This window comes from Mesorhizobium sp. M2A.F.Ca.ET.043.02.1.1 (assembly GCF_003952405.1).
Lineage (GTDB): Bacteria > Pseudomonadota > Alphaproteobacteria > Rhizobiales > Rhizobiaceae > Mesorhizobium.
Genome location: NZ_CP034445.1, coordinates 5,705,253 through 5,719,248 on the forward strand (window position 1 = coordinate 5,705,253; position 13,996 = coordinate 5,719,248).

General features: G+C 64.7%; 15 protein-coding genes and 1 pseudogene. 9 read left to right on the forward strand and 7 right to left on the reverse strand.

Annotated features, from left to right (window positions below):
* Window positions 1-14: 14 nt before the first annotated feature.
* The gene (locus tag EJ068_RS27155; protein WP_127251871.1) at window positions 15-947 is read left to right on the forward strand and encodes a dimethylarginine dimethylaminohydrolase family protein; all 933 of its coding nucleotides are present in this window, start codon (window positions 15-17) and stop codon (window positions 945-947) included.
* Window positions 948-1,116: 169 nt separating this feature from the next.
* A pseudogene (locus tag EJ068_RS27160) lies at window positions 1,117-1,838 on the forward strand (3-keto-5-aminohexanoate cleavage protein).
* A gap of 135 nt (window positions 1,839-1,973) precedes the next feature.
* Here EJ068_RS27160 and EJ068_RS27165 read toward each other — a convergent pair.
* From EJ068_RS27165 to EJ068_RS27180, 4 genes are all read right to left on the reverse strand, one after another.
* Window positions 1,974-3,032 (reverse strand): Gfo/Idh/MocA family oxidoreductase, encoded by a 1,059-nt coding sequence (locus tag EJ068_RS27165; RefSeq protein ID WP_127253793.1) that lies wholly within the window; start codon window positions 3,030-3,032, stop codon window positions 1,974-1,976.
* Between the two features lie 99 nt (window positions 3,033-3,131).
* Window positions 3,132-3,917, reverse strand: coding sequence for a ThuA domain-containing protein (locus tag EJ068_RS27170; protein ID WP_127253792.1), 786 nt, complete (start codon window positions 3,915-3,917; stop codon window positions 3,132-3,134).
* Window positions 3,918-4,220: 303 nt separating this feature from the next.
* Window positions 4,221-5,459, reverse strand: a complete 1,239-nt coding sequence (locus tag EJ068_RS27175) for a glycosyltransferase (RefSeq protein WP_127253791.1) — start codon at window positions 5,457-5,459, stop codon at window positions 4,221-4,223.
* A 230-nt stretch (window positions 5,460-5,689) separates the two neighbouring features.
* Window positions 5,690-7,225, reverse strand: coding sequence for a tlde1 domain-containing protein (locus EJ068_RS27180; RefSeq protein ID WP_245463238.1), 1,536 nt, complete (start codon window positions 7,223-7,225; stop codon window positions 5,690-5,692).
* A 638-nt stretch (window positions 7,226-7,863) separates the two neighbouring features.
* On the opposite strand from EJ068_RS27180, the gene EJ068_RS27185 reads away from it, so the two are divergent.
* The 3 genes from EJ068_RS27185 (at window position 7,864) to EJ068_RS27195 (ending at window position 9,385) form a co-directional block, all read left to right on the forward strand.
* Window positions 7,864-8,265, forward strand: a complete 402-nt coding sequence (locus tag EJ068_RS27185; RefSeq protein WP_245463239.1) for a multicopper oxidase domain-containing protein — start codon at window positions 7,864-7,866, stop codon at window positions 8,263-8,265.
* Window positions 8,266-8,301: 36 nt separating this feature from the next.
* The gene (locus tag EJ068_RS27190; protein WP_127386046.1) at window positions 8,302-8,862 is read left to right on the forward strand and encodes a cytochrome c; all 561 of its coding nucleotides are present in this window, start codon (window positions 8,302-8,304) and stop codon (window positions 8,860-8,862) included.
* Window positions 8,863-8,962: 100 nt separating this feature from the next.
* Window positions 8,963-9,385 (forward strand): hypothetical protein, encoded by a 423-nt coding sequence (locus EJ068_RS27195; protein WP_129554933.1) that lies wholly within the window; start codon window positions 8,963-8,965, stop codon window positions 9,383-9,385.
* Window positions 9,386-9,548: 163 nt separating this feature from the next.
* Here the strand turns inward: EJ068_RS27195 and EJ068_RS27200 are convergent, their stop codons facing one another.
* The gene (locus EJ068_RS27200; RefSeq protein ID WP_127253381.1) at window positions 9,549-9,986 is read right to left on the reverse strand and encodes a YqaA family protein; all 438 of its coding nucleotides are present in this window, start codon (window positions 9,984-9,986) and stop codon (window positions 9,549-9,551) included.
* Window positions 9,987-10,133: 147 nt separating this feature from the next.
* Between EJ068_RS27200 and EJ068_RS27205 the strand changes: the two genes are divergently transcribed.
* From EJ068_RS27205 to EJ068_RS27210, 3 genes are all read left to right on the forward strand, one after another.
* Window positions 10,134-10,367, forward strand: coding sequence for a hypothetical protein (locus EJ068_RS27205; RefSeq protein ID WP_127253380.1), 234 nt, complete (start codon window positions 10,134-10,136; stop codon window positions 10,365-10,367).
* A gap of 97 nt (window positions 10,368-10,464) precedes the next feature.
* Window positions 10,465-10,611 carry a hypothetical protein gene (locus tag EJ068_RS32805; RefSeq protein ID WP_189342223.1) on the forward strand — a complete coding sequence of 49 codons (147 nt, stop codon included), beginning with the start codon at window positions 10,465-10,467 and terminating at the stop codon, window positions 10,609-10,611.
* 423 nt (window positions 10,612-11,034) lie between these two features.
* Window positions 11,035-11,250, forward strand: coding sequence for a hypothetical protein (locus tag EJ068_RS27210; protein WP_127253379.1), 216 nt, complete (start codon window positions 11,035-11,037; stop codon window positions 11,248-11,250).
* 158 nt (window positions 11,251-11,408) lie between these two features.
* Here EJ068_RS27210 and EJ068_RS27215 read toward each other — a convergent pair whose 3' ends face one another.
* A complete protein-coding gene (locus EJ068_RS27215) occupies window positions 11,409-11,825 on the reverse strand; it encodes a helix-turn-helix domain-containing protein (protein WP_127253378.1) in 417 nt (138 codons plus the stop codon).
* Window positions 11,826-11,921: 96 nt separating this feature from the next.
* Between EJ068_RS27215 and EJ068_RS27220 the strand changes: the two genes are divergently transcribed.
* Window positions 11,922-12,509, forward strand: a complete 588-nt coding sequence (locus EJ068_RS27220; protein WP_127253377.1) for a dihydrofolate reductase family protein — start codon at window positions 11,922-11,924, stop codon at window positions 12,507-12,509.
* 69 nt (window positions 12,510-12,578) lie between these two features.
* On the opposite strand, the gene EJ068_RS27225 is transcribed toward EJ068_RS27220, so the two are convergent.
* Window positions 12,579-13,817 carry a cytochrome-c peroxidase gene (locus EJ068_RS27225; protein WP_245463240.1) on the reverse strand — a complete coding sequence of 413 codons (1,239 nt, stop codon included), beginning with the start codon at window positions 13,815-13,817 and terminating at the stop codon, window positions 12,579-12,581.
* Window positions 13,818-13,996: the final 179 nt, after the last annotated feature.

The following is a 13,996-nucleotide window of genomic DNA, read 5'->3' on the forward strand; positions in this document are numbered from 1 at the left end:
CAGAGGAGAACCCCATGACCGTCCATGACCGCATCGTCGCCGAGCCCTTCTCGCTGCAGCGCCGCAACCCCAATGGCGGCACCAAGCCGCTGACCGCCTGGGGCTTCGCCAACGAGACCGATGTGCTGACTGACGTGCTGCTCGGCTCGCCGAACTTCCTGCGCCACCTGTCGACCAGCTCGCTATCCAGGAAACATCTGCGCGAGGCGCCTTGCAACGTCCAGATCGCGCAGGCGCAGCACAAGGACCTCGTCGCAGCCTATGAGCATTTCGGCGTCAACATCCACTGGCATGAGCCGACGCCGGAACTGCCGATGCAGGTCTATTCGCGCGACTCCAGCGTCATGACGCCCTACGGCGCCTTCATCACCGCCATGGCCAACTGGTGGCGGCGCGGCGAGAACTACGCCGCCATCCGCACCTATGAGAAGCTCGGCATCCCGATCTACGACATGGTGACGGCCGGCACCTTCGAGGGCGGCGACTTCAACGTCATCGAGGACGGCGTTGTGCTGATCGGCTGCGGCGGCGCCCGCACCCAGGAAGAAGGCGCCCGCCAGGTGAAGGAATGGTTCGACAAGGAAGGCTGGGAGACGCGTCTCGCCTTCATCGACGAGTACTATGTCCATATCGACCTGATGGTGGTGCCGATCGCGGAAAAGCTTACCGCCGTCTGCCTCGCCTGCACCGAGCCCGGCATTGTCGACTGGCTCAAGGGCAAGGGCCACGAGATCATCGACGTGCCCTTCCAGGACACGATGGCGCTCGGCTGCAACTTCATGTCGCTCGGCAAGGACAGGGTGATCGCGCCGACCTCCAGCAAGACCTTGATCGGCCAGTTGAAGGCGCGCGGCTTCGAGGTCGCAGCCGTCGACATGAGCGAGATCTCCAAGACCGGCGGCGGCATCCACTGCATGGCGCAGGCGCTGAAGCGCGTGCCGGCGTAAGGGGCTTTCAAGGGCCGAAACCACCGAAGGGGATGCTTACCCCCTGGCTGTCGGGCCAGGGGGATTTCTCCTTTGTTGGCCCGGCCTGTCAGGAGACTTCGCCATATCCGTTCCGATCATCCTGGCCCTGCGCTAGGCTCCCTCCAGCCGAAACAGGATTGCCGCAAAGATGATCGTCCAGGCTTGCATCAACGGCGCCCGTCCCGCCGACTTCCATCCCGCATTGCCGCTCGATCCAGAAGCTATGGCGCGCGACGCTGCGGCCTCAGTCGGAGCGGCGCGGCAGAGCTGCATGTCCATGCGCGTGGCGCCGACGGCCAAGAGAGCCTTGTGCCGGAGGCGATGGATAGGACGGTCGCAGCGCTCCGCAGAGCCTGTCCGGGCACGCTGATCGGCGTCTCCACCGGCGCCTGGATCGAGAAGGACGATCTGCGCACGCTGGTCGCCATCTCCGGCTGGCGCGAGCTGCCCGACTACGCATCGGTCAATCTCAGCGAGGCGGCGGCGCCCGAGGTGATGGAGGCCCTGCGCGGCCGCGGCGTCGGCATCGAGGCGGGGCTGGCCTCGATCGGCGACGCGCTCAGGCTTGCCAGTCTCGACCATGGCGGGCGGGTGCTGCGCGTGCTGATCGAGATTTCCGAACAGGCGCTGGACGAAGCCTTCGCCGTCGCCAACGGCATCCAAAAGGTGCTGCAGCGCGAGGGTATCCGCCGCTCGATCCTGCTGCATGGCGAGAACGCGACCGTGTGGCCTTTTGTTCAGCGGGCGGCGCTGCGGAAATTCTCGACGCGGGTTGGGCTGGAGGACGGGAAGGAGTTGCCGGACGGCAGCGTGGCCGAAAGCAATGCGGCGCTGGTAGCGGCGGCTGTGGGGATTTATCGCGGAGCGTGACCCGTTCCTCGCCCCACGAAGTGGGGAGAGGTGGCTCGGCGAAGCCGAGACGGAGAGGGGAGCGCCCTACGAAGGCCCCTCTCCGTCCGCTTCGCGGACACCTCTCCCCGCCTTTGGCGGGGCGAGGAAACGCCCTCACTGCATATCCGCGTCGGCCCTCGACTCCGCCCGCTTCTCATCCGACACCACGGCGAGGTCCAGCACCTTCTGCAGGCCAGCCGCGTGGCGGAAGGTCGGTTCGGTCTGCACGCCGCTCTTCACCGCTTCGACGAAGCGCTGGTAGTTGGTCGGCACGGAGCCTGCGTCGAGTTCCTCCCATTTGGCGTTCTCGACATTGCCGCCGATACAAGCCCTCAGCATCGAGCCGTCGAGATTGTGCACGACCTCGACGGCGCCCTTGTCGCCATGGATGCGCAGGCGCAGTTCGTTGATATGGCCGGTGGCCCAGCGGCTGGCATGCACCACGCCGAAGGCGCCGTTGGAGAAGTCGAGCGTCATGGCGAAGCTGTCATTGGCGTCGAGCTGGTACTCGCCGATACGGTTGCCCGGCGCCTTGTCGAAGGCGCGCAGCCGGCAGAAGACATGGTCGATGTCGAGCGCGGCGCCATAGCTGGCGAAATCGAGGATATGGATGCCGACATCGCCCAGCACGCCGTTCGAGCCGTGGCCGCGCGACAGGCGCCACAGCCATTTCGGATCGGTGCGCCAGTCGCCCCAGAATTTCGACACCAGCCAGCTCTGCAGATAGGACGCCTCGACATGGCGCACCGTGCCGATCTCGCCGGCCTGCACCATCTGGCGGGCCTTCTGCAACGCGGGCACATTGCGGTAGGTGAGGTTGACCATGTTGACGATGCCGGCGACCTCCGCCGCATCGGCCATCTCGTTGGCCTTGCCGAAATTCTCGGCCAGCGGCTTCTCGCACAGCACCGGCTTGCCGGCGGCTACCAGCGCCATGGTGGTTGGATGATGGATGCGGTCGGGCGTGACATTGGCGACCGCGTCGAAATCGCCCCAATCGAGCGCCGCCTCAAGCGAGGTGAAGCGCTTCGGGATCTTGTAGGCGTCGGCGTACTCGCCGACGCGAGCCGCATCGACGTCAACCGCGCCGACGATGTCGACGCCCTCGATGGCGCCGAAGCGGCGGGCATGTTCCTGCGCCATCCAGCCGGTTCCGAGTATCAAAAGCCGCATTTATGCTCCTCCGAGCGATTTGGTTCGATTCAATCGCGCCAGGCGAATGTGGCCCAGGCGCTGTTTCCGCGCAATCCCAAGCACAGAGGGAAATGTTTTCTAGCGGAAGCCGGCCTCGCCATGCGCGTGCAGCTTGCCGCCGCGCTCGACGATCGGCTCCAGCGCCTTCTCGACCGGCACGTTCGGCGCATCGAGAATGGCGGGCTCGGATCCTTGCGGGTTGTGCGCCCACTTCACCGCGTTGCGCAGCACCTTCTGCACGGTGGCGTCGTGGTAGGTCGGATAGGTCTCGTGCCCGGGCCGGAAGTAGAAGACATTGCCGGCGCCGCGCCGGTAGGTGAGGCCCGAGCGGAACACCTCGCCGCCCTGGAACCAGGAGATGAAGACGGTTTCCAGCGCCTCCGGCACGGCGAACTGCTCGCCATACATCTCCTCGTTCTCGAGTTCGAAGAACTCGCCCAGGCCTTCGGCAATCGGGTGCCTGGGGCTGGTCACCCAGAGCCGCTCGCGCTCGCCGGCCTCGCGCCATTTCAGCGTGCAGGGCGTGCCCATCAGCCGCTTGAAGATCTTGGAGAAATGGCCGGAATGCAGCACGATCAGGCCCATTCCTTCCCAGACGCGCTTTGCAACGCGCTCGACCACCTCGTCGGCGACGGCGCCATGGTCCTTGTGGCCCCACCAGACAAGCACGTCGGTCTCGGCGAGGCGGGATTCCGGCAGGCCGTGCTCCGGCTGCTCCAGCGTCGCGGTCGAGGCGGAGATCGCCTTGTCCGCATTCAGCGCCTTGGCGATGGTCGCATGCATGCCTTCCGGATAGATGGAGGCCACCACCTCATTGGTCCGCTCATGGATGTTCTCGCCCCAGACGACAGCGCGAATTGTCATGGATTGCCTCGTGAAATGGTTGGGAGCCGCCCCCGCGCCATAGATAGCGCCTTCGCCTGGTATTGGAAGCGGGTTCGTGATGTAGCCCCCGCCTATGGCGTCTTCGCGCGCCCGCTTGGCAAGCACGCTTCGGCTTCCGGGCGCCGCGCAACACCATCGTGATCGGCAGGTTCGTCATGTCGGCGGCGCTGGTCGCCACGGCATCTATTTGATCAGGGAAATGGATCAGCCCTTTTCCGGCCCGATCCAGATCTCGCCAGCGCCGTTCCAAAGGGGGCTGGCGGAGTTGAAGCAGTAAGATCACTACTGGCCCAACCACTCGATCAGCCACTTGGCTGCGGCTTCGGCGCCGTCGGCGCGGATCTCGCTGGCCACTTCTCGAGCGCGAATCCTGACCTTTGGCGCCAGCGCCACGTCCAAGGCCGCGGGCAATGACTCCGTCGTCGGCACCGCGCCGCCATGCGCAGCCCCGATGCCCAGCTCGGCCACGCGCTTGGCCCAGTAAGGCTGGTCGCCGATCTGCGGCACGACCACCTGCGGCGCTCCCGCCCGCGCGGCGGCGACCGTGGTGCCGGCGCCGCCGTGATGGATGACCGCGGCGACGCGGCCGAACAGCGCCTGCTGGTTGACCTCGCCCACTTCGAAGCAGTCGTCGCGATCATCGATAAGACCGAGCCCGGCCCAGCCCTGTGCGAGCACCGCGCGAAGGCCCCTGGCGCGGATCGCCTCGATGGCCGCGCGGCCGGTTTCGCTGGCGACCGAGATCGAGCCGAAGCCCACATAGACCGGCGGCGGGCCGGCATCGAGGAACGCGTCGAGCCGATCGGGGAGGGGTCGTTCGTCCGGCAGGATGCAGGCGCCGGTCTGCACGGCGTCGATCAGGTCCGAGGGCAGCCATGGCCCCAGCACCGGGTCGCAGGCGAGCAGGACGGGATTGCCGTAGACATAGTCCCGGACATTCTGCACCGGCGGCAATCCGAGCGATGCGCGCCGGCCGTTGATCGCCTCGCCGAAGAGCGCGTTCTTGGTCCGGATGTCTGTCTCCCACAGCAGCCGGTTGTCGGTCACGCCGGCCGGCAGCGGATGTCCAGGATATTCGTGCGGCCGGTTGTGCTGCGACGGCAGCCAGATGGGGCAGAACGTGCCGAGCACGTAGCGCATGCCGCGTTGTTCCGCGACCAGCCGCGCGGCGGCGCAGGATGGGAAAAGGCCGAACGCCACCACCGCGTCGCAGCCTTCGGCGGCCGCGCTCAGCGCCTCATATTGCCTGGCGGCGATCTCGGCCGCCTGGCCGGAGATGAGCCTGGCCCGGTCCTCGGGCGACGCCGATCGCGACCGGTTGACCATTTCCTTCGCCCATTCGCGCACCGGCGCGAAGGCCGGCGCAAAAGCCACGCCGGCGCGAGCGGCCAGCGCCGCAAACTCCGCGTCGCCCGGCGCGCTCGCCCGGGCATTGACGCCATGCGCCTGCAAGGCCGCGCCCAGCGCCGCCAAAGGCTCGACGTCGCCGCGCGAGCCGTAAGTCGATAACAAGATCCGCATTCCGTGCTCCGCTTTCTTTTTTCGGAGCAGCGTTGATACGCCATGCCCAGGGGCTTGCCGCAAGCCCGGGCTGCGCCATATGTACATCCTGGGAAGGGTCGTTATCGCTGCCCAGGTGAGGTTGCCGTCATGGCCGCAAGCCGCGACGGTGGATTTTTGGCGCGAGGCCCTTCGGACCGGCAAGTGGGGACTGACAAATGCCGGCGACACGTTCGCCGGCGGGTGCAGGCTTAACCCTGGCGGCCTTCCTGGGCGACCTGGGTCGGGGACCTTGTCAGGCGCGGCACCACGACAAGGCGTTTGATCTTGCCTTTCTTGTAGGCGGACAGGAAGCGCTGGTAGTCCTTGAAAACGAGGCAGCCATTGGATTCGGCGCGGCCGCCGCGCAGCATGTAGGTGTGTGCGAGCAGGCCGTCGCGGCCATATTTGTTCTTACCGCTGGTCGGCGTCAGCCGGATCGCCTCGACGCCGTGGAAGCGCGATTCGCGCATCGTCAGATTGTAAGTGTCGGGCGGCGTCGGTCCGACATTCTTGCGGTTGACGAAGCGCGGCTGGTCGACCATCGAGCCGTAGCCCGAATGCGCCTCCAGCTTCGAACCGTCAGGCATGTAAACGGTCCTCGCCGAAATATCGTAGACGGCGACGCCATTGCCCGTCGAGGGGCCGTTGAACAGGCTGCGGAAGGCGCCACCAAGGTTGCCGCGCTCCGGCGTGTCCGGCTTGGCATAGGCGAGCATCTCCGACGCCTGCGCCTTGCGCTTGCCGGGCTTGGTGTCGGCCACTATCGGCTTCGAATTCGCCACGCCGGGCAGGGCCTGGTCGCCGCTTCTCGGTGAAACCGCCGTCGGCGCGCTTTGCGCGGTGTCGGCCGTGGTCGGCTGCGGCTTGGCCTTGGCGGCCTGCGGCTTCACGGCCTCCGGCTTCTGCGGCTTGGCCGCGTTCTGTTCGGGCGCTTCTGTGGCGCGCTCCAGCGAGGTGCGGGGGCGAAGGCCGGGCACGGCAATGGCATCGGGCAAATCGTCCTGCGGCGGCAGCGAGGCGATCTGATAGGCGCCGTCCTGGCCATTGTCCGCATTGTTAGCAGCATCGGGGCCGGCGACATCGGGCGCGTCGCTGTTTTGCAGCGCGACGGCGGTCGGAACATCCGCCGTATCCTCGGGCGCGACGTTGGCAAGCGCCAGCGCCAGTTCGGAAGCGCCTGGGGTCTCGGCCGGCTGCAAACCGAAGCGCGCTTCGATCGGGGCGTCCGGCTGTGCGCCGCCGAAGCGGCTTGCCGAAGGCAGGCTGGCCAGCAGGAACGGCGCCTTCTCGGCACGGGCAAAGGCGTCGGCAAGCTTCTGCGGCGAAAGCGCCGCGCGCTTCACAACGCCATCGAAGCGGTCGGCGGCTCCGGCGGCCGAAGCCACCACCACGACCTTTTCATGCGCCACGCTGTCGGGCGACGGCAGCTTGAGCCGCGCCATTTTGCCGTCACGGCCATTATTCTTCAGTTTTTCAACGGCTTGCCCGTTATGGCTGAAGCTTGTCGCAAGGCTGAAGCAGCCGGCATCGCAGCCGCCGGTGAGTGAGGCCGCCTTGTAGCCGCCATTGACGCCAAGATGCGGCGCCCAGGTATTGGCGATCTGCCGGCGCTGGTCGCCAAGGGCGATGGTGCGCATGCCTTGCGGCAATCCGTTGGAAGCGGCGGTCAGCGAGGTGCTCACCGAATAGAGCCCCGCCAAGGTGGCGGCGGACCATAAAGCGAGGGCGGCGCCGACAGCAGGCACCAGGACCCAACGATGACCAGACTTTTTCGAAGTTACCTCCCCATTAGGAGCGTCACCCCGGTTTTTCAAACGCAAAAACGCCATACGACCACTCTCAATCGGCATGCCGGTTTTCGCACCTGGCACCCGTCACGATCACAGTTCGCCGGTGCCCCCTGCACCTTCACGCGTCTGTTGCCGATTGATTCAAAAGATGGACAAAGATGGTTAACCAATCCCTCCACCAATCGCCGATTTGGCGACGGTCCACACGAAAAAAGAGCCCTCCATGGTCTTCGCCACGGTAAAAATGCTCTCCCTCACCCGCTTTGCTGCCCGTTTTTCCGGCCTCTGTCAAGAAACCGTGAACAACGGAACCGCGACATCTTCAGCCGGCTAGAGGCCGATTGGGGTCAAAATGCGACTATTCGGCAAACCTCGATACAGGCAGGCCGGAAATGTTGTGGACCAGCCGATCGGCCGGCGGCCCAGGATCGCTTTTTGCGCCATCCGGACAAAAACACCCAAAAAAAGTCACTGCGGTCGGGGCAGCTTCCGCCCGCGAATATCCCTCTTGACCTTCCAGTTACTGGAACCCGTAGCGTTCGCAAAGGATCGTCCCGGCGGCGTCCTTCCCAATCGCGATCCAGGAGAAAAAGATGCTGACGGTCGATGTTTCCGAAACGCCAGCCGAGGCAATGCCGCCGCTGCCCGGACGGCTGAGGCCGATCGCGCCGCTTGGGGCTCCCACGGTCAGCCGCCGCCTCTTCCTCACCGAGGCCATGACGAACGGCAAGGCGTTCGATATGGGGCGTGTCGACACCGTTGCCCAGGGCGGCGATACCGAGCTTTGGGAAATCGTCAACCCGGCCGACATGGATCATCCGTTCCATATCCACGGCACGCAGTTCCAGGTTGTCGAGCACGAACGCGACGGCACGATCGCCAAACCGCCCTATCTGGCGTGGAAGGACACGGTCAACGTGGCGCGCGGCGAGACGGCTCACGCGCCAGGAGCGGCCGGGCGCGCGCATGTACCACTGCCACATTCGGGAGCATGAGCAGCTCGGCATGATGGGCATCGTCGACGTTAAGGCATGAGGTCTCGCATCATTCTGAGGGCGGTTTTGCTGGCGCTCGCCGGCCCGTTGATCCTTGCTCCGTCGCTGGCCGCGGGGCCCGGCGACACCATCGTGGCCGCTCGCCAGGCCTCGATGAAGGAGATGGCGGCCGCCGCCAGGGCGATCGCCGAAATGTTCGACGGCAAGCGCGCCTATGAACCAGCGGCTTTCAAGGCGGCGGCGGACGCGCTGAGCGCCCGCGCCGGCGGCCTGACCGGGGAATTCCCGCAGGGCACGCTTGGCGCGCCATCGGCCGCCAGACCGGAGATCGACCAGGCCCGGCCGGAGTTCGAGGCGCTCGCCCGCCATATCGGCCGGCTCGCCGACGCGCTCGCGATCAAGGCGGGGAACGCGCCGCCGGAGATCACCGCCGACATGCGGATGACCGGCCCGCCGATGGATGGCGGCAGCCTGCTCGGCAAGCGCCCGGGCGCGGCTGAAGCCGATCCGGCCAGGATGCCGGCGGAACATCTCCTGCACCTCATCCTGCAGGACTGCACGAGCTGCCATTCGAAGTTCCGGCAAAAGCAACAGTAAACGCGGTCACCGACACGCGCTTTTCCGCACAATCAAATCAGTTTGTGCTAATATACTGAGGCCATGCTCATCCGTGCATGACAGGTTTAGGGAGGATGCGATGAAGACGATGAATCGCAGGTCTGCAATCGCGCTCGGCGTGACGGCCGCAACGGTTGCTCCCCTGTTCGCAACGGCAACATTTGCGAAAACCAAGAAGTACGGTGCGAACGAAGGCAAGGAGATGGCGCCGGGCGTCAGAGTGGTCGAGGTCGGCACCGGCAACTCCGACATTCCCGCCTACAAGAGCATCTCGATTGTTGACGTGGTGTTTCAGCCCGGAGCGCACGCTCCTCAAAGTGTGATGGATAACGACATGGTATGCACCATTACTTCCGGCGCATTCACCATCAAGAAGGCGGACAAGGAGTTCAAGCTCAAGGTCGGTGACATGTACACCTGCTCCAAAGGCAAGACCGACGAGGCGACAAATACCAGCAAGGAAGTCGGCGTGCATCGCATCGCCGTCCTTGTGCCCGCGTAAAGGATAGAGCGACCCAGCTCTTTGATAGAGCCCCCGAACTTCAACGGAAGGCCTTGCGATTTGCCAAGGCCGGCCCGCAGGGACATATCGCGGCCGCCCTGGCCGTGCGGCTTTGCTATGGCGAGAATTCACGGCTGGATGCCTGCGCCATGAGTTCTTTAGGCTAGAGGCCGAGGGTCGCGGCCGCCACCGCCAGGTACCGGCCGGTCTTGGCAACGGTGACGATGGCGATAAAGCTCCATAGGGGCTCGCGCAGCACGCCGGCCATCACCGTCAGCGGATCGCCGATAAATGGAGCCCAGCTCAGCAGCAGGCTCCATCGTCCGTCACGGTGATAGCGCGCCGCCGCGCGGTCGAGCGCGGCAGGCTTTGCCGGAAACCATTTGCGGTCGCCGAAGCGATCGATGCCGCGGCCCAGCAGCCAGTTGACCACCGAACCAAGCACGTTGCCGATCGTCGCGACCAGAACCAGCGCGGCCGGCGAATGGGTCCCGGCCAGGAGAAAGCCGACCAGTGCTGCTTCCGATTGCAGCGGCAGGATGGTCGCGGCGGCGAAGGCGGTCAGGAAGAGTCCGCCGAAGGCGGCAAGGTCACCAAGCATTGCCGTCCGTCAGTTCGCCTCTCGCCATCCCGATTATCGACGGCTTGGGTCATGGCGACCGTCGCCCAACTCCCGGCGCGTATCACGAAAGTGACGCGCTCGCTCCCCTATATGCTAGGCTTATGTCGTCAAAACAGGGTCATCGTTATGGATGCCAGCGAATTGCAGGCCATAGGCGACACGCTGATGTGCCTCGTCACCCCCGATATGAAGCCGAAAGACCTGCTCAAGGCGGTGCGCAAGGAGCATCCCGACGCCAGGAAGAAGGACATCGCCCGCGCCGCCTTCCATGCCATCATCGCCAATGCCGACCAGGATCCCGGCAAATCGCGCAACCTCCAAGCTTTCGCGCTTGCCGAGCGCACCCAGCAATCGGAATAAATTGCCGCGAATTGTAGCATTGGGCTTGCTGGAAACTTAATAAGCGACTTCTAATTTATGGCTCCGCCGGCAACTGGCCCCAACCGGTACTAAGCCCATGACCAAAAACCTCGGCAATGCCAAACCCAGCGCTCCAGCCAAGGAGATAAGCGCCTCGCTTTTCAGCAGGGCGGCGCCGGCGCTGTTTCCGCTGGTGGTCGCGGCGCTCGGCTATCTTTTCGGCCAGCATTATTTCGGCTTTTGACGCGCGGCCGGTTTCAGGTGGTTTTCAGTCTGATTGTGATTGGTCCGTCTCGGCCCCTGCGCTTGCAGCTTTGGTCCTAGGGCCTAGGTCGTTCTTGCCCTCGCATGGGCGCGAGCGCATCCTTTCCTGTAGCCGGCGGCCTCGCAAACTCCGGTCAGGCCCGGCCGCCGAACCCAGTATCACCCCCCAAGGCAGCCGGGCCGCCCATCGCTCCCCACCACTCCGTGAGTTATTGTAGTCTTTGCTCCGGACGGGGCGACGTAGGCGCCATAGTCGTTTTTATCCGTCAGATTTCAAAAACCTACTGAGTATCGGCGAGTGCCTTCGCACTAAATGTCGATCAGCTCCGCTTTCGGCAACTTAAGGCGCTCTAGATCGTATTGGGTCTAGGCACCAGATACTTGGGCCGAAGGCAGGAGCCGTATGATAACAAGCGAGCCAGACAGTGTCCGTGTAAAAGCCGTCAATGGCCAATGGATCGTGCGCGTCGTCGACGGTGGCAGGCTGACGCAGCAAGTGTTCGACATTCACGAGCAGGCCGAGAGCTTCGCCGAGGAGGAGCGGCTGCGATTGGGGCTTCCCGGGGAGCCACCGGCCGAGGAGCCGCCCGGTCCGCCGCAAAGCGGACAGGCTGGCTGAGATCGTCGACGCTCATGGCCAACTGTGAAAATGCGAGACAAATCGGCGGACGGCACGCGGGTGTTGCATTTGCCTTCGACGCACTGGCCACGCAACGCCGCTCGCTGACCCGAGTGTTTGGACACAAGTCGCCAGCGGAGCGCGGTGTTCCGCCTTCGCTACCCCAGATGTTGCGCCCTGAGCGTCTCCTTCATCCGCTCGAGCGCCGGCTCGCCGCCGGCCGCGAGGTCATCGGCGATTTGGGCAAGCTTGTCGTCGGCCTTGCGGTGTTTGCTGCCCCAGGCGCCTAGCGTCGCCAGCACCGGCAACAGGTCGATGCCGGCCTCTGTCAGCCGGTAGATCGCCTTCAGGCCATGGCTGGGATCGTCGCTTCGGGTGAGGATGCCTTCGTCCTGCAGCGTCTGCAGCCGCTCGGCCAGCGTGCGCGACGAGATGCCTTCGTCGGACTGCAGGAATTCGCGGAAATGCCGTTTCCCGGCGAAAGCCAGGTCGCGGATGATGAGCAGTGTCCAGCGGTCGCCGAGCAATTCGAGCGAGAGGCTGATCGGGCAGCCAGACCGTCCCTTGGTCGCCATCAACATACTTCCATTTGTAAATCAATTTACTATTGACACCATTGCCGCTTTGCGTCAAACGGTTCCAAAAGTAAATCATTGGCGAGGAGAATGAGCATGAGGAAGCTGATCCTTCAGATGCAAATGTCGGTGGACGGCTTTGTCGGCTCCGATGAGGATCGTCGCTGGCAGCTTTGGGAATGGGGCGACGACAGCGACTGGGACGAGGACTTGAAGCAGGATTTCAATGCCGTCTTCACGACCGTCGGCACCATCCTGTTGAGCCGCAAGATGGTGGAAGAGGGCTACCTTGCCCATTGGGGCAATGCGGCCAAGAAATATCCGAAGGATCGCTTCTATGCTTTCGCGCAGCGTATCGTCGAGGCTGAGAAGGTCGTCGCGAGCGACAAGCTTGCAGCGTCGCGCTGGGAACGGACACGGGTCGTAAGCGGCGACCTGCCGCGCGAGGTCGGCGCGCTGAAGCAGGGCGAGGGCGGCGACATCGCCGTGTTCGGCGGCGCCGGCTTCGCCTCGGCGCTGATCGCCGCCGGCCTGGTCGACGAGTTCCAGCTCTTCATCAATCCGGCGGTGCTGGGGAAAGGCCGCCGCATCTTCGACAAAAGCGGGTTCGCCAGGCTGACGCTCCTCGGCTCGAAGTCCTATGCCTGCGGCATGGTGGTGAGCCGCTACGCGCTCGCGCAATGAGAAGCGGCAACCGAGCCCGCACCGCCTTGAATCAATCTTGCGGCGCGCCTTTCTGACTGGCCCCCAGCCTCAGTGCCCCGCCTGGTCGGCATCGGTCAGCGTGCCGAGGAAGGCGACGATGTCGTCGATCTCGGCATCGGTCAGCGACGGCTTGTCGCCGGGCTTTCTGCCGTTGAACGGCGGGTCGGTGTTGAGGTTCGGCCAGTAAGCTCTTGGCAGATCGTCGAATTTGTCGACCGTGCCGTCGGCATTCTTCGGGTACCAGCGCGCCGGATCGCTGTCGCGGCTGGAATAGAAGGCGACCGCGTCGCGCAGGGTGTGTAAATAGCCATTGTGGAAGAAGCTTTTGCGCAAGGCCACGTTGCGCAGCGTCGGCGTCTCGAACAGGCCGCAATACTCGGCGCGGCCCTTGAAGTCGGTGCGCAGCGGGCCACACAGGCCGAGGTCGAAATTATCAGGATCGGAATTGGCGGGGATCGCCGGATTGCGCGGCACGGCAATCGCGATCAGGCCGTAGTCGGTGAACTGCGGCGGCTCGCCGTCATTGGCGGGCTCGCTCAAATGGCAGCTCGCGCAATTGCCCTTCGCCTCGTCCTCGAACAGCATCCGGCCGCGCAATTCCTGCGCCGAGAGCTGCGCCTTGCCGGCGAGGAAGGCGTCATAGCGGCTGGAATAGGGATAGAAATCGGCGCTGCTTTGCTCGAAGGTGCCGAGCGCTTCCACCGCGGCATCAAAAGCGTCCTGCGGATGGTCGAAGACATCGGCGCCGAAGGCGGCCTTGAAGGCGTCGGCATAGGGCGCCTTGCCCAGGCTGGCGGCCACCTGGGCCTTGTCCTTGTTGCCCATCTCGAAGGGCGACAGCAGCGGGATTCTCGCCTGGTCCTTGCCGTGGTCGGCGCGGCCGTCCCAGGTCAGGCCGCCGGTCGGGCCGTTGTCGACGCTCTCGTCTCCTTCGTCCTCAGAGTCGTAGAAATGCTCGCTGAAGGCTGGCGCTGCCTGCAAATAGCGCAGCGACGGCACGGCGCGCACGCCGGGCTGGTCGAGCTTGGCTCCGCCCATCTCGACCGGCGAGGCCGAGGCCGGTCCGAAGGCGTGATTGGGATCGTGGCAGGACGAGCAGGCCTGCTTGCCGGAAGCAGAGAGCGAAGGGTCGAAGAACATCTGCCGTCCGAGCGCCGTCAGCGCGTCGGCGCGGGCATAGGCTTGCGCGCGCGTCATTGGGCCGGGATGGACGCCCAATGGCTCCGCGGTATTGGCGCCGACGATCGAAGCTGCCAGCAGGGCGATCGCGTGATTTTTCCGTCTCATCGTGCGCGGCGACATCCCTGATTTCCTTCGCCCGATTTCGTTCGCGACGTAAGGTTCAAGTGCAACAGATTGATGACTGGCCGTCCCGCTCACGAAACCGTGTTTGACGGGGACGGAACTGTCACAAAGGTGACAAGGCATCGAAGTAGCTGGGCATTGATGCATCTGCGTTCCTGCAT